This is a genomic window from Pantoea eucalypti (assembly GCF_009646115.1).
In the GTDB taxonomy this organism is placed as follows: domain Bacteria; phylum Pseudomonadota; class Gammaproteobacteria; order Enterobacterales; family Enterobacteriaceae; genus Pantoea; species Pantoea eucalypti.
In genome coordinates this window covers 2,360,333-2,378,034 of the sequence record NZ_CP045720.1, presented here as the reverse complement: position 1 = coordinate 2,378,034, position 17,702 = coordinate 2,360,333, and the positions used below count along the sequence as shown (strand labels likewise).

At 55.9% G+C, this 17,702-nt stretch carries 17 protein-coding genes; 8 read left to right on the top strand and 9 right to left on the bottom strand.

Translation table 11 applies throughout. From position 1 onward, the window contains the following. The first annotated feature begins 20 nt into the window (after positions 1-20). The 5 genes from prfA to kdsA are packed head-to-tail and all read left to right on the top strand — an operon-like array spanning position 21 to position 4,043. A complete protein-coding gene (gene prfA, locus EE896_RS10995) occupies positions 21-1,103 on the top strand; it encodes a peptide chain release factor 1 (protein ID WP_003850832.1) in 1,083 nt (360 codons plus the stop codon). Beyond that, a complete protein-coding gene (prmC, locus tag EE896_RS10990; protein WP_039660399.1) occupies positions 1,103-1,933 on the top strand; it encodes a peptide chain release factor N(5)-glutamine methyltransferase in 831 nt (276 codons plus the stop codon). The genes prfA and prmC overlap by 1 nt, the downstream gene beginning before the upstream one ends. Positions 1,934-1,959: 26 nt before the next feature. Continuing rightward, positions 1,960-2,352, top strand: a complete 393-nt coding sequence (locus tag EE896_RS10985; RefSeq protein WP_003850837.1) for a SirB2 family protein — start codon at positions 1,960-1,962, stop codon at positions 2,350-2,352. A 1-nt stretch (position 2,353) separates the two neighbouring features. After that, positions 2,354-3,163, top strand: a complete 810-nt coding sequence (gene sirB1, locus EE896_RS10980) for an invasion regulator SirB1 (protein ID WP_003850839.1) — start codon at positions 2,354-2,356, stop codon at positions 3,161-3,163. Between the two features lie 25 nt (positions 3,164-3,188). Continuing rightward, on the top strand, positions 3,189-4,043 hold the full coding sequence (kdsA, locus tag EE896_RS10975; protein ID WP_003850840.1) for a 3-deoxy-8-phosphooctulonate synthase: 855 nt from the start codon (positions 3,189-3,191) through the stop codon (positions 4,041-4,043). Positions 4,044-4,102: 59 nt separating this feature from the next. Here the strand turns inward: kdsA and chaA are convergent, their stop codons facing one another. Further along, complete coding sequence (gene chaA, locus EE896_RS10970; RefSeq protein ID WP_003850842.1) at positions 4,103-5,194, bottom strand: sodium-potassium/proton antiporter ChaA; 1,092 nt, start codon at positions 5,192-5,194, stop codon at positions 4,103-4,105. Between the two features lie 386 nt (positions 5,195-5,580). Between chaA and chaB the strand changes: the two genes are divergently transcribed. Together chaB and EE896_RS10960 are read left to right on the top strand one after the other, a co-directional pair. Continuing rightward, a complete protein-coding gene (gene chaB / locus EE896_RS10965) occupies positions 5,581-5,811 on the top strand; it encodes a putative cation transport regulator ChaB (RefSeq protein ID WP_003850845.1) in 231 nt (76 codons plus the stop codon). A 226-nt stretch (positions 5,812-6,037) separates the two neighbouring features. Further along, complete coding sequence (locus EE896_RS10960) at positions 6,038-6,712, top strand: gamma-glutamylcyclotransferase (RefSeq protein ID WP_003850848.1); 675 nt, start codon at positions 6,038-6,040, stop codon at positions 6,710-6,712. Positions 6,713-6,797: 85 nt separating this feature from the next. Here the strand turns inward: EE896_RS10960 and EE896_RS10955 are convergent, their stop codons facing one another. The 8 genes from EE896_RS10955 to EE896_RS10920 all read right to left on the bottom strand — a co-directional run bounded on the left by EE896_RS10955 (position 6,798) and on the right by EE896_RS10920 (position 15,807). Beyond that, positions 6,798-8,228, bottom strand: a complete 1,431-nt coding sequence (locus EE896_RS10955) for a serine/threonine protein kinase (RefSeq protein ID WP_003853128.1) — start codon at positions 8,226-8,228, stop codon at positions 6,798-6,800. 44 nt (positions 8,229-8,272) lie between these two features. After that, entirely contained in the window at positions 8,273-9,226 is a 954-nt protein-coding gene (locus EE896_RS10950; protein ID WP_003853126.1) for a hypothetical protein, read from the bottom strand. 14 nt (positions 9,227-9,240) lie between these two features. Next, positions 9,241-10,017, bottom strand: a complete 777-nt coding sequence (locus EE896_RS10945; protein WP_003853125.1) for a PP2C family protein-serine/threonine phosphatase — start codon at positions 10,015-10,017, stop codon at positions 9,241-9,243. After that, a complete protein-coding gene (tagH, locus tag EE896_RS10940; protein ID WP_003853124.1) occupies positions 10,014-11,150 on the bottom strand; it encodes a type VI secretion system-associated FHA domain protein TagH in 1,137 nt (378 codons plus the stop codon). Before tagH ends, EE896_RS10945 begins: the two co-directional genes overlap by 4 nt. A gap of 36 nt (positions 11,151-11,186) precedes the next feature. Beyond that, positions 11,187-11,885 (bottom strand): type VI secretion system-associated protein TagF, encoded by a 699-nt coding sequence (tagF, locus tag EE896_RS10935; protein WP_003853123.1) that lies wholly within the window; start codon positions 11,883-11,885, stop codon positions 11,187-11,189. Between the two features lie 13 nt (positions 11,886-11,898). Next, positions 11,899-14,013: a type VI secretion system membrane subunit TssM gene (tssM, locus tag EE896_RS10930; RefSeq protein WP_003853121.1), complete on the bottom strand. Its 2,115-nt coding sequence runs from the start codon at positions 14,011-14,013 to the stop codon at positions 11,899-11,901. Then, positions 14,013-15,230: a type IVB secretion system protein IcmH/DotU gene (gene icmH / locus EE896_RS10925; protein ID WP_003853120.1), complete on the bottom strand. Its 1,218-nt coding sequence runs from the start codon at positions 15,228-15,230 to the stop codon at positions 14,013-14,015. The genes tssM and icmH overlap by 1 nt, the downstream gene beginning before the upstream one ends. Before the next feature lie 85 nt (positions 15,231-15,315). Continuing rightward, the gene (locus tag EE896_RS10920) at positions 15,316-15,807 is read right to left on the bottom strand and encodes an SH3 domain-containing protein (protein WP_181162208.1); all 492 of its coding nucleotides are present in this window, start codon (positions 15,805-15,807) and stop codon (positions 15,316-15,318) included. A 487-nt stretch (positions 15,808-16,294) separates the two neighbouring features. Here EE896_RS10920 and EE896_RS10915 point away from each other — a divergent pair, with 487 nt between their 5' ends. Continuing rightward, positions 16,295-17,509 carry a nitrate regulatory protein gene (locus tag EE896_RS10915; protein ID WP_140915552.1) on the top strand — a complete coding sequence of 405 codons (1,215 nt, stop codon included), beginning with the start codon at positions 16,295-16,297 and terminating at the stop codon, positions 17,507-17,509. The last annotated feature ends 193 nt before the right edge of the window (positions 17,510-17,702 follow it).

Below are 17,702 nucleotides of genomic sequence, written 5' to 3'. Positions count from 1 at the left end.
TACGGGAATCCCACATTTAAATGAAGACCTCTATAGTTGCCAAACTGGAAGCCCTGCAGGAGCGCCACGAAGAAGTGGAAGCGATGCTGGGCGATGCTGGCGTGATCGCCGATCAGGAGCGTTTCCGTGCGCTGTCACGCGAATATGCCCAACTGACCGATGTGACCCGTTGCTTCCGCGACTGGCAGCAGGTACAGGAAGATATCGAAACGGCGCAGCAGATGCTCGACGACCCTGAAATGCGTGATATGGCGCAGGAAGAGTTGCAGGAAGCGCGTGAGAAAAACGACGTGCTGGAGCAGCAGTTGCAGGTTCTGTTACTGCCGAAAGATCCCGATGATGAGCGCGCCTGCTTTATTGAAGTGCGCGCCGGCACCGGCGGCGACGAAGCCGCGATCTTCGCCGGCGATCTGTTCCGTATGTACAGCCGCTATGCCGAAGCGCGTCGCTGGCGCGTGGAGATCATCAGCGCCAACGAAGGCGAGCATGGCGGTTACAAAGAAGTCATTGCTCGCGTGACCGGCGACGGTGCCTATGGGCGCCTGAAGTTTGAGTCAGGCGGCCACCGTGTGCAGCGTGTACCGGAGACCGAATCTCAGGGCCGTATTCATACCTCAGCCTGTACCGTTGCCGTGATGCCGGAAATTCCGGAAGCAGAACTGCCGGAGATCAATGCCGGTGACCTGAAAATCGATACTTTCCGTTCTTCTGGTGCAGGCGGTCAGCACGTTAACACCACCGACTCCGCGATTCGTATTACCCACCTGCCCACCGGCATCGTGGTGGAGTGTCAGGATGAACGTTCACAGCATAAAAACAAAGCCAAAGCGCTGGCGGTGCTGGGTTCGCGTATTCACGCGGCAGAGATGGCCCGCCGTCACGCTGCCGAAGCCAGTACCCGCCGCAACCTGCTGGGCAGCGGCGACCGCTCTGACCGCAACCGTACCTATAACTTCCCGCAGGGCCGCGTGACCGATCACCGTATCAACCTGACGATCTACCGTCTGGATGAAGTGATGGAAGGCAAACTTGACAGCCTGATCGAGCCGATTGTGCAGGAATACCAGGCGGATCAGCTGGCGGCGCTGGCTGGTCAGGATTAATGGATTTTCGTCACTGGCTGAAACAGGCGGTTGCCACGCTGTATGGTGGTGACAGCCCTAAGCGTGACGCAGAGATCCTGTTGGGTTACGTGACCGGCAAGTCACGCAGCTGGTTAATTGCCTTTGATGAAACGGTGCTCAGCGATGAACAGCTGGCGCAGCTGAATAGCCTGCTGGCGCGTCGTGCCCGGGGCGAACCGGTAGCGCATCTGGTGGGCGAGCGCGAGTTCTGGTCGCTGCCCTTACGCGTCACTGATGCCACGCTGATTCCGCGTCCGGATACCGAACTGCTGGTTGAACAGGCGCTGGCGCATCTGCCTGCGACACCTTCGACCATTCTGGATATGGGCACCGGCACCGGAGCGATTGCGCTGGCACTGGCCAGCGAGCGCCCCGACTGTCAGGTGACCGGCGTGGATCGCATTCAGGCCGCCGTTGAGCTGGCAGGCAGTAATGCGCAGCAGCTCAGCCTCAGCAACACTCGCTTTCTGCTCAGTCACTGGTTCCAGGCTCTCACGCCGCAGCGCTTTAGTCTCATCGTCAGCAATCCGCCCTATATTGATGCCAGCGATAGTCATCTGGAGCAGGGTGACGTGCGTTTCGAACCGCGCAGCGCGCTGGTGGCCGATGAGGCGGGACTGGCGGATCTGCGCACGCTGATCGAGCAGGCACCTGCGTGGCTGCTACCCGGCGGCTGGCTGCTGCTGGAGCATGGCTGGCAGCAGGGCGAAGCGGTGGCTACGCTGATGCGGCAGAATGGCTATCACGCCGTTGAAACCGTCAACGATTACGGTGGCAATCCACGAGTCACCTTAGGTCAGTTCCCCTAATAAAAGCGCTTTAAAAAGGATTTATAATGGTCGCCTTTTATCCTCTGATTAAAAATCTGCACATCTTAACCGTCGTGCTGACCGTGACGCTGTTTCTGCTGCGGTTTTACTGGCTGCGCTGTGGTTCGGCAATGATGACGAAACGCTGGGTCCGCATTCTGCCGCACATTAATGACACGCTGTTACTGGTGACCGGCGTCTCGCTGGTGATGATTACCCACTTCTATCCCTTCACGCCGCAAGGAAGCTGGCTGACGGAGAAGCTTTTAGCGGTTATCATCTACATCGCCTTAGGATTTGTGGCATTGAGTCGACGTCCACGCACTGATCGCACCCGCTGGATCGCTTTTCTGGTGGCGTTACTCGCCCTGGTGACCATCATTACGCTGGCGCTGACTAAAATGCCGTTATGGGGATAGTATGACCTCGACCGAACAATTAGATTTCAGCCAGACACCGCTGTGTGAAGCGGTGATTGGCGCTACGCTTGCCATCCGCGCCGATTTTCCGGCGTTGTCGGTGGAAGCGCAACTTGCGGCGTTAGTCGCCGAAGCGCGTGACTATGTCAGCCACGCTGAAGATGCGGATATGCAGCTGGAAAAGCTGCTTGAGCTGTTTTATCGCCAGTGGGGATTTCGCGGCGCCAGCGGTGTCTACAAGCTTTCTGATGCGCTCTGGATCGACAATGTGCTGAAGACGCGTCAGGGCACGGCAGTGTCACTGGGCGTTATCCTGCTACATATTGCCGCCGAGCTGGAACTGCCGCTGATGCCGGTGATTTTCCCGACGCAGTTGATTCTGCGTGCGGACTGGATTGATGGCGACAAGTGGATGATCAATCCGTTCAATGGAGAAACCCTTGACCGGCACACGCTGGAAGTGTGGCTCAAAGGCAACATCAGCCCGACCGCGCGTCTGTATGATGATGACCTCGACGAAGCGAAGACCGTCACCGTGATGCGCAAAATGCTCGACACGCTTAAAGCGGCATTGATGGAAGAGCAGAAGATGGAACTGGCACTGAACGTCAGTCAGGTGCTGTTGCGTATTGATCCGGATGATCCCTATGAAATTCGCGACCGCGGTTTGATCTACGCGCAGCTGGAGTGCGAACATATCGCGCTGAATGATTTAACTTACTTCGTTGAGCAGTGTCCTGAAGACCCGGTCAGCGAAATGATCAAAGTTCAGATTCACGCAATCGAACAAAAACAGGTCACGCTGCACTAAGCGGACCCACTGAAAAGGAAAGGGCATGACACAGAAAGTCGTGAGTATTGGCGATATCAACGTCGCAAACGATCTGCCATTTGTACTGTTTGGCGGGATGAACGTGCTGGAGTCACGCGACCTGGCGATGCGCATCTGCGAACACTACGTCAACGTGACCACGAAACTCGGTATCCCTTACGTCTTTAAGGCGTCGTTTGATAAAGCGAACCGCTCCTCAATTCACTCTTATCGTGGCCCGGGCCTGGAAGAAGGGATGAAGATTTTCCAGGAGCTGAAGCAGACTTTTGGCGTGAAGATCATCACCGATGTTCATGAAGCGTCACAGGCGCAGCCAGTGTCTGAAGTGGTGGATGTGATTCAGTTGCCAGCTTTCCTGGCGCGTCAGACTGATCTGGTAGAAGCGATGGCAAAAACCGGCGCAGTTATCAACGTTAAGAAGCCACAGTTTGTCAGCCCGGGTCAGATGGGCAACATCGTTGATAAGTTCGCTGAAGGTGGCAACGAGCAGGTTATCCTGTGCGATCGCGGCAGCAACTTTGGCTATGACAATCTGGTTGTCGATATGCTCGGCTTTAACGTGATGAAGAAAGTCACCAAAAACAGCCCGGTGATTTTCGATGTGACCCATGCGCTGCAGACGCGCGATCCGTTCGGTGCAGCATCAGGCGGTCGTCGTGCTCAGGTGGCTGAGCTGGCGCGTGCCGGTATGGCGGTCGGCATTGCCGGTCTGTTTATCGAAGCGCATCCGGATCCGGAACACGCCCTGTGTGATGGCCCATCCGCGTTGCCGCTGGATAAGCTGGAGCCATTCCTGGTGCAGATGAAAGCGATTGACGATCTGGTGAAAAGCTTCCCGGAACTCGATACCAGCAAATAAGTTTGCTGAAAAAAAAGAGCGATTACTCGCTCTTTTTTTTCGTCTGAAGCCCGCTGCCGTTACAGCATGATGGTCATCAGATATCCGATAAACAACGCCAGATGGGCGGCACCGTTCAATACATTGGTGCGTCCGGTCGAGAAGGAGAGCTGACAGAGAATCAGCGACGCCATCATAATCACCATCTGTGGCGGCTCCAGACCGAATATCAGCTCCTGTCCGGTCAGGGTGGCGATAATGGTTACTGCCGGTACCGTCAGGGAGATAGTCGCCAGCACCGAACCAAAGAACAGGTTCATGGCGCGCTGTACCTGATTCATCAGCACAGCCTTAATTGCGCCGAGCCCTTCCGGCGAGAGGATAAGCAACGCCACCAGGAAGCCGGTAAACTGTGCCGGTGCATTCAGGTCTGTCAGCAGGCTTTCCAGCGTATTGGCGTTCATCTTGGTCACGGCAATGACCGCAATCAAATGCACGATCAGCCAGATAGTGTGCCAGACGCTGCTGTGCGCCGAAGGTTTACCATGATGCGGATCCCCATCGTCACTCTCATCTTCATGCTCATAAACAAACAGGCTCTGGTGGGTTTTGGTCTGAATCAGCAGGAAAACGCCATACATTGCGGCTGAAATTGCCGCGATGAGCAGGGCCTGGGTGACAGAGAAATTACCGCCCGGCAGCGCGTTGGGAAATACCAGCACCAGAATCGCGAGGGGAAAGATAGCGATCAGATATTGTTTCACGCCCGCCAGATTGACGTACTGCGTCGCAAACTTATTACCGCCCAGCAGCAGCGCAAAGCCGACCAGCCCGCCGGTCACAATCATCACAATCGAATAAAGCGTATCGCGCATCAGGCCGGGTGCGGCATCGCCTGTCGCCATCAGCGCCGAGATCAGACTCACTTCCAGAATGACGACAGAGAGGCTCAGAATCAGTGAGCCATAGGGTTCGCCCAGCCGGTGGGCCAGCACATCTGCATGTCTCACCACGCTAAACGCGCTGCTCAGAATGGCAATCAATGCCACTAAGTTGATACCGACGACAACGGGAAATGCGGTGTTAGCACCAAAAAAATAGAGTATACCCAGCGTGATAAGGGGAAATATCAGCGAGAATTCCTTGTGACGAGTTTTTTCATGTGAAGGCATTCACCATCCTCTCTGGTTAATGATTATCCGGACACAGCGGGGGCTGCTGTTAGAAATATAATCAGTTTTAGGGCAGTGCGCAGTTTATCTTTTCACCGGCCCTGACAGGAGAAATTTACTGGTTTTTACTTAAGTGCAATAACCTTTTGAAATGATATTAACCTGATGTTATCTGGAATATTGCAATATTAATCAGGATACAACAAGTTTGACCTATGCACCTATCCTGACGATATATGTCACAAAAATGGCATTTTAATCTAAATTTCAGGGATGGGCTCATATTTTTAAACTGAAGTGACGATAAGTACAGGTTTGCGTTTTTTTACTGTTGCGCCAGGCTTAACCAGAAACACTAAACCGCGACGATAAACAGAGGAAAAATTATGCCTTACGATAAACGAACCGACTTACCCGACAACGTTAAGCACGTGCTTCCTGCGCATGCGCAGGATATCTATCAGCAGGCATTTAATAGTGCGTGGGATCAATATAAAGAGGCGGAAGATCGACGCGGCGATGATTCGCGGGAAGAAGTGGCGCATAAGGTCGCCTGGTCAGCCGTGAAAAAAGAGTATGAAAAAGGGAATGACGATAAGTGGCATCCTAAAGCGTAATCGCCTTGCTAGTCTGTTCACGTCAAAGGGCCAGGATTATCCAGCCCTTTTTTTCGACTTCGCTATCAGGTTTATCTGGTTTTTTTTAACCTGCGACCGGAATCACGCTTGAAACCCCGCGCGTAAATAGATTAATGTCAATTTAATGAACGAAACGCAGCGCCGTTTTGGAGATCATGTTACAGGAGCACTTTCGCAGGACGCCGATGACGTTGAGGAGGTCGCATTGCTTACCCGGGAATTTCTATTAAAAGCGGATTGTAAAACATCATTCGGGGATATCGATGAGACGCTACTCTGGAGTTGCGAGCAGCGCGCCGCCTCGCTGGCCGCCACGCTGGCCTGCCGTCCCGATCACAGCCCTGTCTGGATCTTTGGTTACGGCTCACTGATGTGGAACCCGATTTTTGAGGCGGATGAAGTTGCATCCGGTTCGCTGGAGGGCTGGCATCGTGCTTTCTGCCTGCGGCTGATCGCGGGACGTGGCACTGCCACGCATCCGGGGCGCATGCTGGCGCTGAAACAGGGTGGCCGCACAACCGGACTGGCATTTCGTCTGCCGGAAGCGCGCTTACATGAAGAGCTGGCGCTGCTGTGGAAGCGTGAGATGATCACCGGCTGCTATTTACCGACCTGGTGCGAATTACAGCTGGAGGATGGCCGCAGCGTGACTGCGCTGACCTTTATTATGGATCCACGTCATCCGCTTTATGAATCGGACTCCTGCCCGGAGGCGATTGCGCCGCTCATTGCTGCGGCCAGCGGCCCGCTGGGTTCGAATGCGCAGTATCTGTTTGCACTGGAAGAGGAACTCACCCGTCGTGGCATGGAGGAAGAGAGCCTGAGCCGGCTGGCGCATCAGGTGCGGACGCTGCAGCAATCCTGTCTCAAACAGGCCTGAATCAGGCCACAGGCGAATCAGCAGCGCAGAAGCCGCATAGAAAAGGGCGCGACACTGTCGCGCCCTTTTACGATCGATCCGGGGATTACTTGCCCGGATTGATAAGCCAGGTTCCAGGCTTATCAATGGTCAGGGATTGGGTATGCGTCTCACTGCCATTTTGAACGTCTATTTTGTACTGCCCGGCCGCCAGATTCAGCGCGGCAAATCCGCTGCTGCCAGGCTTCACCTCGACCTGCTGTCCGTTGAGCACTACGCTTTCACCGCTTTCCAGCTTCAGATAGACCGTCGCCAGCGCGGCAGGAACGGCTGCGGCTGGCGGCGTCGATGCAGGTGCCGGATGCGTCACGGCTGAGCTGTTGCTGACCACATCTGGCATTGCCGTGTGGCGATTAGCCAGCCAGATGGCGACGACCACCGCCAGGATAGCCACGGCCGCCAGGCTCAGCAAGACAGGTGACAATTTGCGCACCGCACGCGGGGTAACAGGCTCCGCTGCGGCGGCTGCATGATTCATCGCCATCACAACCGGCGGAGCCGCCTCAACGACCTCTTCGATCGGCATAACCGGCGGCTCGCCCGGCACCGGGAAACTGTTGACCACGGCCTCAACATCACTGACCGGCAGATCGATCAGTGCGGCAAAGGCGTCGATGGTTTGCGGGCGATCACCAGGTTTCATGGCCAGCGCGCAGTCAATGGCGTGCAGCAGCGGCAGCGAGTAGCCTTCCGGCTGGCGTTCCACCAGCGGCTGATAATTATCTTCAATGCAGCGCACCACGCTCACCGGCGGGGGATTACCGGTAATCAGGCTATGCAGCACCGCGCCCAGGGCGTAGATATCCGTCCAGGGTCCCTGTTCAACTTCACCCTCTTCGCTGTACTGTTCGATGGGTGCAAAGCCAGGCTTAAGCATGATCTCCGTTTCGTCAGAGAGGTTGCCGATCTCCTTACGCGCCGAGCCGAAGTCCAGCAGTACGGGCAGCTGATTCTCCTGAAGCTGAATGTTGTCGAGGGAGATATCGCGATGCAGATAGCCAGCCTGATGAATCGTGCTGATAGCACCCAGCAGCGGCGGCAGCAGACGGCGGATCCAGGCTTCAGAAATCGACGCCGGGCTGGTAACCTGCCACTCTTTGAGCGTCATGCCACTGTAGTAGAGCGTGCCCATATAGGCCGTGCCGTTCTGCTCCCAGAAGCGCAGCACGTGCAGCAGTCCCGGATGATTAAATCGGGCCAGCAGACGCGCCTCCTGAATAAAGCTGTTCAGTCCGGCATTAAACAGTTTCTGAAAACGCTCTCCGCGCAGTTCCAGTGACAAATCGGCGGCACGAACCGCCAGCGACACCGGCATATACTCTTTTATAGCAATTGTGCGTTCGAGCTGGTGATCCCAGGCGCGATAGACAATGCCGAAGCCACCGCCTCCGATGACTTCCTTGATCTCAAACTCATTAAAACGGTAGCCGTCAGGCAGGGCATTCGGAACAGTTTTCGTATTATCATTTGCCGACATAGTGAACTCTCTGTACACGGCCTGATTGCCAGGCTGCGCGGTAATTAATTGATGTTACGCCAGGCACCAATGGCAGGATCAACCAGATCCGCGTGCAGGGTGTCGATAAGTAACACATTCACTTTTTGCTGTGGCATGAAATAGGGCGCCCACTGGCTGCGCAAGGTATCGACTCGCGATTTCACCGCGTCAGCATTCTGCTGCGCAGCATTCTTATCCATTTTAATCAACAGTGCGCCATTGAAGCGCCAGACATGTTGTCGTGCATCAAAGGGCAGGACCAGCCAGCTATCTGAGGCGTCCGGGCGGGTCACAATCATGCGCTGATTATTAGCGGCGATGACCTCAAGCTTGCTGTCCGGAATCGCCAGGTTGGCGATGGGATAGCCCTGATAGAAGGTGACAGCGACCGGCGTGGGATGTTCCGGGGTCACCAGCGTCAGCTCACTCTTGCCCTCAGCCCAGCCATCCGGCGAGCAGTGCTGCTTGCTGACGTCCGGTATAAACAGCGTCTGAGCATTTTCATTCCAAGCGGTGCGGAAGTGACAGCCGCTGGGGAGATCAAAATGTTGCAGCGGCGTGCTATTGGCAGGCCGTGACAGGTCAAGTGGTGCGGCGTTGCTGTCACTGGCGCTAACGGTGGCATCCGCCATCACAATAGGGCGCCAGTTCTGCAACTTGCTTGCGCTGCCGCTGGCCATGACGCCACCTTCTTTGTTGGTCATCTGCCAGGGCAGTTCATCCAGTAATCCGCACTGATTGGCGAGCAGGGTGCCGACGCGCGGTAAAAAGGTGGTCAGCACGGCGGAATCCTTACTTTTACCGGAGACGATGCGCAGCGGCAGCGTCTCTTTACACCAGTCGTCGGGCGCTTTGCTCACCACATTATCGATGTAGACCTCCAGCGCCAGGCTGGGGGAGTAGACCACCCGATAATTTTCAGCCTGGGCATTAAAGGCAATCAGCAGGGTGATGATGCCGGGCAACCACAGTTTCATAAGGATCCTTGGAATCAAAAACGAGGCGGCAGAAAGCGCGCCGAATCAGCCAGTGAATAAAGCAATGTTGCTTCTTCTGGCTCACCAATCCAGACCGCCAGTGCGCTGAGATTATCTTTCTTCACGTTGCGGCTCACCGCCTGTTCCATCAAAGCCAGCCACTCTTCACACGCATTCACCATGCGCAGCGCCTGTTCCATTTCATCACTGGTCAGATTCAGCCAGAAGCCGTCGGTACAAACCAGAAAAGCATCGCCATCTTCCAGCGCAATCTCTTCTGAAAAGCTCACTAAGCGAGACGGCTCAGCGCCGAGCGCATTATAGAGTAAATTACTGTTAATGCCGGTATTTTCATAGCCTGCATCTTTCAGTTGCTGGGCCAGACTGTGATCCCGTGTTACCTCATGAAGCGCGCCGCGGCGGAAGTGGTAAACCCGGCTGTCACCTGCATGCGCCCACCATGCACGTTGTTTATGGCGGTCAATAAACAGGGCCGCCAGCGTCGTACTCATGCGTGAATATTTCGGATTTTTACCCTGTGCCTCGTGCAGCGCCAGGCGGCACTGCTCAATCGCCTGACGGGTCATTTCCGGCGTAAAACCGTCATGCGCCTCTATCTGGCTGAGCAGGGTGTCGCGCACCAGCTGCGCCGCGATCTCCCCGCCAGGCAAACCGGCTACGCCATCGCAGACCACAAAACAGGCTTTATGCTCATCCAGCGCCGTGCCGGTGCGATCCTGATTTTCATCGCGTAAGCCCTGCTGGCAGCGGCTGGCAAAAACAATTTTCATGTTTCATCTACCCGCGTCTGCGAGTCCTTGTACTGATTCACCTCCATGTCATAGGCATGAAGAAAGGCCTCGCCAAACAGCGTGTGGAAATCATCTTCAATCTCACCGGCAGTTCGCTGGTAATTACGCATGAAGTAGTCCCACAGCGCCGCCTTTTTGACGGTGGAAAATGGCAGCTTTGATACCACGCCATCGGCACGCGCCTGCTCTTCCAGACGCTGTGGATTAAAGGATTGCAGCATTGCCGCAATAATGGCGCGGATACCGGCAATCATGCCCAGCTGGTGGGCCTGCAAATCGACCAGTGCATCACGTACTGCCTGTTCCGGCGGCATAAAACCGGGCATCTGGCTCTGGTACATCTGCATCAATACAGTTTTACCGGAGGGCAGGATCTTGAACGGATTATTGGCTTCGTTCAGGATCATCGTCATGTCTGCTTTTACGCCACGCTTGAGAATGGATCGCGACGAGAGCAGTGCCACGGTGCCCTGAGAAAACAGGCTCAGCATCCGGCCAGTAATCCGCATCTGCTCTTCGTCAATCGGTGTGGCATGCACATTGCTGAGCCCCATGCCGTCCAGCAGTGCGGCGATGAGCCGATCCTGATCCACCGGCTGTGTCATGAACGCTTTCTGCGGCTCACTGGCCTGCGGATCGATGGCCAGACGCGCATCGTTGTGGCGCTCGTGGCGTAAAGGAGGAGAATCGTTGACCAGCAGCCGATCCTCAACTTCATGATGTTCGTGAATGCCCAGCGGGTTTGCAGGCTCGGCGCTGTCGCCAGCAAACAGCGCCAGGGGATCGTTTCGCGCGTCATTGCAGGCGGGATCACGCACTTCCAGGGCATAGTCACCGATGCGCAACGCATCGCCATGCTTCAGAAGCACCTGCATGCCGCGCCCCAGGGCGATGCCGTTATGTTCTACCGGCGTCACGCTGCCCTGATTGGTCAGGCGACACTCTCCGTCATGTGACAGGTGAACCAGTGCCTGCAGACGCGAAATAGCCCGCGTCTCATCAGGCAGCACCAGATCGTTGTCCTGACTGCGGCCAATGGTGCCCCCAGGCGGTTGAAACGCAACGCTTTTGACCGGAAAATCCGCGGTGCTTTGCACAATGGTAAATTGCATGAGTTATCCCAGATTAAACAGCAAACGCATCCGGCCTCACTCGAACATCGGAGGATAGAGGCCATTACGTCCCGGCAGTGAACCTGCCGCCGGGTTGAACAGTAACGAAAACAGTTGCGCAGTGAGATTGCCGCTGTGCTTGTGGGTCGCATGGACAAACCCATCACTACGATTACTCCACCAGTAGCTCATGTGCTGCTGAGGGTCAAAGCGTTCAGCCACTTCACGCCAGCTCAGCGTGCAGGGCAGATCCTGAAAGCCGAGCACATCCATAATTTCAGAAGGCTTTCTGGCGGGAACCAGCAGCGGCGGCAATGCCTGAATCTGCTGCTCTAACTGCTCACCATCCAGCGGGGTCTGAACAGCCTGTAACAGCGTCGCGCCCAGATCCTGAAACCAGTCACCAGAGATGGTCAGTTGGGCCGGATGCCACTGCGCCAGTGAAAAGCTGTGCAGTGCCAGAAGCGGCCAGGCGCGTCCAACACGGTCACAGGAGGGCAGTAAACAGCCCATCTGTATCTGGGGTCGGGTCGCGGTCACCGGCAGGACAAAATTCCACACTGGCGCGTGAAGGAAGTTCGCGCTACTGGACCACGCCTGCTGATGCCAGTGCATCAATCCCTGCTGGAACCAGTGATTCCAGGGGCTAATCTGTTGCTCGCTCAGCCGACGGTGCAAAAAGTCACCGGTCGATGGCAGTTTGCCATACCAGCCGGGGGCGATGTAAGCAGCCATATTCACCTCACCGTTACTCGCTTTGCGAGTGTGATGGCGGGGCCTGGTGCAGCGGCGTAACCGCCAGCATGTCACCTTTCTGGCCCGCAATGTTCAGATTCTCCGCCAGCTTACGCATCATTAATGCATTATCCCGTGCATAAGGCGATGACTGAATCTGTTGGTCCAGCAACTGGCTCAGGTGCCAGTCGAGTTGCTGCAGATCGCGGGCGCTTACTGTGTCGGGCAGTGAACGCTGTAAATTTTGCAGCAGCCAGGCCCGCAAAAATTCGCCATCGTAGTTTCGCGGCTGATAAAGCATCTGATAGGCGCGCAGCGCATTGCGGCTGTAAGCGTTATCATCACCGGGATCGTTACGCAGAATGTTAGTGATCTGCTGTGCTACCCGCGGCAGCAATAAAGACTTAAGCGCATTTTGATAAAGCACCCAGGCGGCATCGCTGACCTGGCTACCGCGATATAAACCCGCCCGCATGGTAAGCGGTGGATTATCGAGAGAAAAACGTTCTGAGAGCGGTAGCTTTACCAGGTTGTTCAGAAAGGGTAGCAGATCAAAAATATTATCAGCAGGCTGATGAATCACCTGCTGACTCTGCTCGCGTATCGCCGGTACCCGCGCGGCAACCTGTTGCAGATAATGTTGATTCTGATAGTAGCTGAGGCTCCAAAGGCTGGAGGCGATCAGAAGTGCACCGGCCAGTACGCCATAGCCAATCCAGTGGAACAGCTGATTACGGTACTCCCAGCGACGATTACTGCCCGCCAGACCGCTTTCTTTGAAAATCAGATCGCTGAGCAGGTCACGAATAAAGAAGCTCTGGCCTTTGTTGCCCGGAATCGGACTGTTGCGGTTAACACTGTCCCAGGCCGCAATGGAGTGATCGCCCGCCTGACGTAACTGCAGTTTGCGGCTCAGTTCTCCCATCACCCGGTCAAACGGCAGGCCTTCCTGCGTGCCACTGGTGAAAAACAGGCCACGCGGGCTCCAGGCGACCGCATCCTGATGCTCAGAAAAAACGATATCCAGATATTCGTTCAGGAGTGGACGCAGTGAGGCAAACTCCTGCGGGAAGAGGAAGCACTCTGCACGCGCGTTCAGATCGCGCTCCTGGGTCATCTGTCCTGACAGATGCTGCTGGAGATTCTCTTCCAGCCGCTGGAACTGCTCGCCAAAATTGCGGTGCCAGTCATCTTTGTGCGGCTTACCCGAATCCCAGTTAAAGGTGAAGCCCCAGATAGCGTCACGCCGCGCTTTATCCATAGAGCCAAAGTAGCTCATAAAACCTTTCAGCAGGTCGGTTTTAGTGACCATCACATAGACCGGGAAGTGAATGCCGGTCTGCTGATGCAGTTCCGCCATCCGCTCGCGCAGCGCGCTGGCCTGGGCGAAACGCGCCTCGGCGGAATCACTCAGCAGATCGGCAACGCTAATGGTCATGATGACACCGTTGATCGGCTGACGAGTGCGATAGCGTTTCAGCAGATTGATAAAGCTGTGCCACTCCGCAGCATCGCGCACGCGCTGGCTTTCCTGCAACGCATACCGTCCGGCGGTATCGATCAGCACTGCACTGTCAGTAAACCACCAGTCGCAGTTGCGGGTGCCGCCAACGCCACGAATCGCCTGCTGGCCCAGGGTGTCAGTGAGCGGAAACTCAAGACCGGCATTAAACAGCGCGGTAGTTTTACCGGCACCGGGCGCACCCATCACCAGATACCAGGGGAGCTGGTAGAGATAATTGGCGTTAAAGCGAGACAGTAAACTGCCGCTGTGACGGCGTCCAAACTGCGTGCGTTTCAGCTGCAACGCGGCTTCGCTGAAGCGCTGGTTGAGCCGCTCATCTGTCATCTGGCGCTCGGCAGGATCGTCGTTATCCGACAGCTGAAGTTGGGTCAGTAAGCGACTGTTAAACCAGGCACGATAAAGCGACGGAATGAGTTGAAACAGGATCCAGAGAAAATAGAGCGCACCTACGGTGAGCTGGCGGGGCAGAACCGGTTCCAGGGGGCGTGACTGGCCCCATGACCAGAACGGGCCGAGCATCCAGACCAGGCAGCTCAGCGCCGTAACGCCAATAAAACTCCACAGCAGGCGATGTGTTAACAGCAGGCGAAGTGAGGCGCGCATTATTGTGCTCCTTGATGATTACTGAGCGTTTCAGGCGCGGCAAACAGGGTAATTTCGACGCGACGGTTGCGGGTCCGGTTTTCGCTGCTGTCATTAGGCAGCAGCGGATCGCTATCGCCACGGCCTTCAGAGCGAACGGTATGACCGTCGTTCAGCTGAACCTGTAACAGCTGAGTGATCGTGCGGGCGCGGGCAAAGGAAAACTCATAGCTGGAGGCAAAGCGGCTGTTATCCACCGGATGATCGTCGGTAAACACCGAGACCAGGATGGTCCCTTTGACATCTTTCATCGCGTTTGAGACGCGCGCCAGCAGCGCCCGGCCCACCGGATTGATCACCGTACCTTGCTCAGCAAACAGTTTGTCCGCCGGAATAATCACTTTGCTGCCAAAGGCGCCGTCACTGACTTCAAGCTGTCCGGCCGCAATCACATCATTCAGGCGCTGACGGAGGTCCAGCAATGCCTGTGGCGAAGAGGGTCGGCGGCCCGCGGTAATTTGCGGCAGGGGGGTCTGATAGATGGCGCGCAGCAGGGGTTCGGCGGCATTGCCAAGCCGCCAGTTTAGTCCACTGTAGATCAGGCAGCCAATCAGCGCGACCAGCATGGCACAGGCCCAGAGCGGTACCATGGGACGGGCAAGAGTGCTCACCAGCGGATGAACTTCTACCAGTGGCGGTTGCGGCGTCTGGCGCTGAGCGCGCGTTTCATCAATCAGGCTTTTCAGGCGATTACGGATGCCGTCGCACTGGTTGCGACCATTTTCGCTGCCGCGATAGCGGCCCTCATAGCCCAGTAGCAGGCAGTACTGCACGACTTCCAGCAGCCAGAGATGCTGCTGCGGGCTCTGTGAAATGCGTGACAGTAGCTGAAAGAATTTTTCACCGCCCCAGCTTTCATTGTGGAAGGTGACCAGCATGCCGTTGCCAGACCAGACCCCGCGCGTGCCCCATGGGGTCTGCGCCGCGGCTTCATCCAGCGCAGTGCAGATGCAGTAACGCGCGCCGATAATCATCTCAAAAGGCAGCCCTGCCTGTTTACAGCGTTGTTCAAACTGGCGGATTTCATCGATCAGAGACTGGCGCAGACCCGCAGGGTCGTCATGTGTGGCTGCCTGACGAATTTGTACTACCGCGTTCAGTAGTGGCGCCGCAGCCTGAAGTAATAGATTCTCATTGCCTGAGGGGGGCGCCTCACGCGCAGGGGATTCCACAGTCATTAATTAGTGATCTTCCAGCCAATGGCTAATCCCTGTACCCACAGCCCGGGACGGTGCTGCAGGCAATATGCGCCGGATTTCATATTCAGTCTAAGATCCAGGTCGCGGTATCGTTAGTCCGACAGGCTTTGCTGTCACCGCCAACGGCTACGCAGACCTGCTTGGTTTTGCGGGGACGGGGACGGTCGCTCTGCACGGTCGCATCATAACGATCGCTCGCGACGCCTGCTTTTAGCGGCACATAGCCGATCAGTGGACCGTCAGCCTGGTCGGCAATGGCCAGCCAGCTGTGTTCCACATTACCCAATACTTCAAAGGGTTTACCCGTTTCGAGATAACGAACGACTTTGCCGCCGTAGTCAGGCGAGGTCATCACTGATGCACCATAGAGCGCGCGCCAGGTCTGGTTAACGGGTTCAAATTCAGTCGGTGCCGCGACAGCGTGTCGATGGACCAGTTTGACGCCGTTAATTTCGCTGGTGACCAGCGTATCGTCAGTGACGGGCGGCGGCGGGGCCTTACAGCCTGCCAGGGTAAGGACCGCCAGCAGTGTTAACGCAAGACTCTTTTTCACCATGTTCCTCGTGATCTCATCAAAGTAACTGCATGTTGCCGGACCCGATGTCATGAGGCGCTGTTTGTCGCGCCGCATCGTGCCAAAATTCTGTGTTCCAAAAAAAGGTCAGTTTACATCGGGATAGTAACGCTTTTAGTCTACCTAAGACTTTTGAGAATTCAAACCATTGCACCCACTGCCGATGCGTGATAGTGGGCACTTTACGTGCGGGTTTTGAAGCCAGAAAAGCGCCAGCAGATATGATAGTTAAAGTTAACTGAATTATCGCGGCAACAAACTGCCTGAGAACAGTGCCGCGCATTCTGACATGCAATTAATCCGATTGGAAACTATTAAGTTTTACTAATAACTTGTTGTCGAAAAATTTTATCGATTTGCGTTAAGAATATTATCAAAATCAGAATTTACGCCCTGTTCTGGTCCGCGTTTTTACCGAAAGCGGCACGCCTTTTGCTTCTCAAAGCTTTTAACCGCACAGAGGTGAGCAATGGGTAATGCCATGACATGGCTGCAGGCATCGCGTAATAGCGATATTGCCAGTCTGCAACGGTTGCTTGAGACAGGCGAGTTGATAACCGCTATCAGTGAACTGGTTCATCGACTGCAGCGTGAACGTGGCGCAAACAACCTCTGGATCTGCTCAAATGGCGCGCTCTTCAGCGCCGAACGTCACGCCCGTCAGCAGGAGGTCAGTGCCAGCCTGCAGCATTTTTACCGGGCGCTACCGCCCGCCGTTGCGCAGCCTGGCTTTAGCCGCTTTTGCAATCTGATTGCTTCGGCCCTGCAGGCGCTGGACGGATTACCCGCGCTGCGTGAGCAGATCAGCCAGCGAGAGCATGATCAGGCTGCAGCGATGTCCGCGTTTAATCAGGTTATTCGCACCTTACTTAATCTGGTCTTTGAAGCCGCCGACACGGCAAGCTATCCCGCGATTTCCCGTGCGCTTATCGCGCTGTTCAGTTTTATGCAGGGCAAAGAGCTGGCCGGGCAGGAACGGGCAATCGGAGCTGCGGGCTTTGCGGCGCGTCATTTCACACCCGATCAGCGTAGCCAGCTGGTGGCCCTGATTGCGGCCCAGGAGCAGAGTTTTGCCACTTTCCAGGAATTTGCTGACAGCGCGACCTGCGAACGCTGGCAGCCGCTGTCTCAGGCCAGCCGGGACATTGAACGTCTGCGGCGCATCGCCTGTACCGGAGGGCCCTGTGATGAGACCGGCGCACTCCACTGGTTTTCTCTGCTCTCCAGGCGGCTCGATCAGATGAAAACCCTTGAGGATGCCCTGACGGCTACGCTGATGCAGCGCTGTCGTGAAGCGATTGATCAGGCGCACCAACAGCCGATGTTCACGATGGTACAGGGCGACAGCAACTTTTCGCTTTATGTCTCCGGCGCTGACTGGCTGCATGGTGCAGCTGCGCTCAACAGTGACGGCCTTGCCCCGCAGCTCGGGCGCTCGGTGCTGTCGCTGATTGGAGAACAGTCGCAGCGTTTGCAGCAGCAGACGAATGAGCTGGCGTCAATGCGTGCCTCACTCGACGAACGTCGGGTGATCGATCAGGCCAAGCACTGGCTGATGCAGCAGCAGGGTTTCACCGAAGAGGCGGCCTGGCAGGCGCTGCGCAAAAGTGCGATGAATCAGAATAAGCGGGTACTGGAGATCGCGCAGGCGGTGCTGGCGGTGGCGAAGACTCTGAACACCTAACCCGGATGAGGTAGCTGCACAGCGTTTGTGCGTGATCTGCGTCAGAAACGTGCAAAAACGGTTAATTTATCACCAGCCTCTTCCCGCAGATCGGCATTCACGCGGCTTCGGCGATCTGGCACACCCTTTGCTTTAACCTTACAGAGAGTACGCATTGCTCCCGCCAATGGCGGTGGGGTCAGTGCTTTGGATA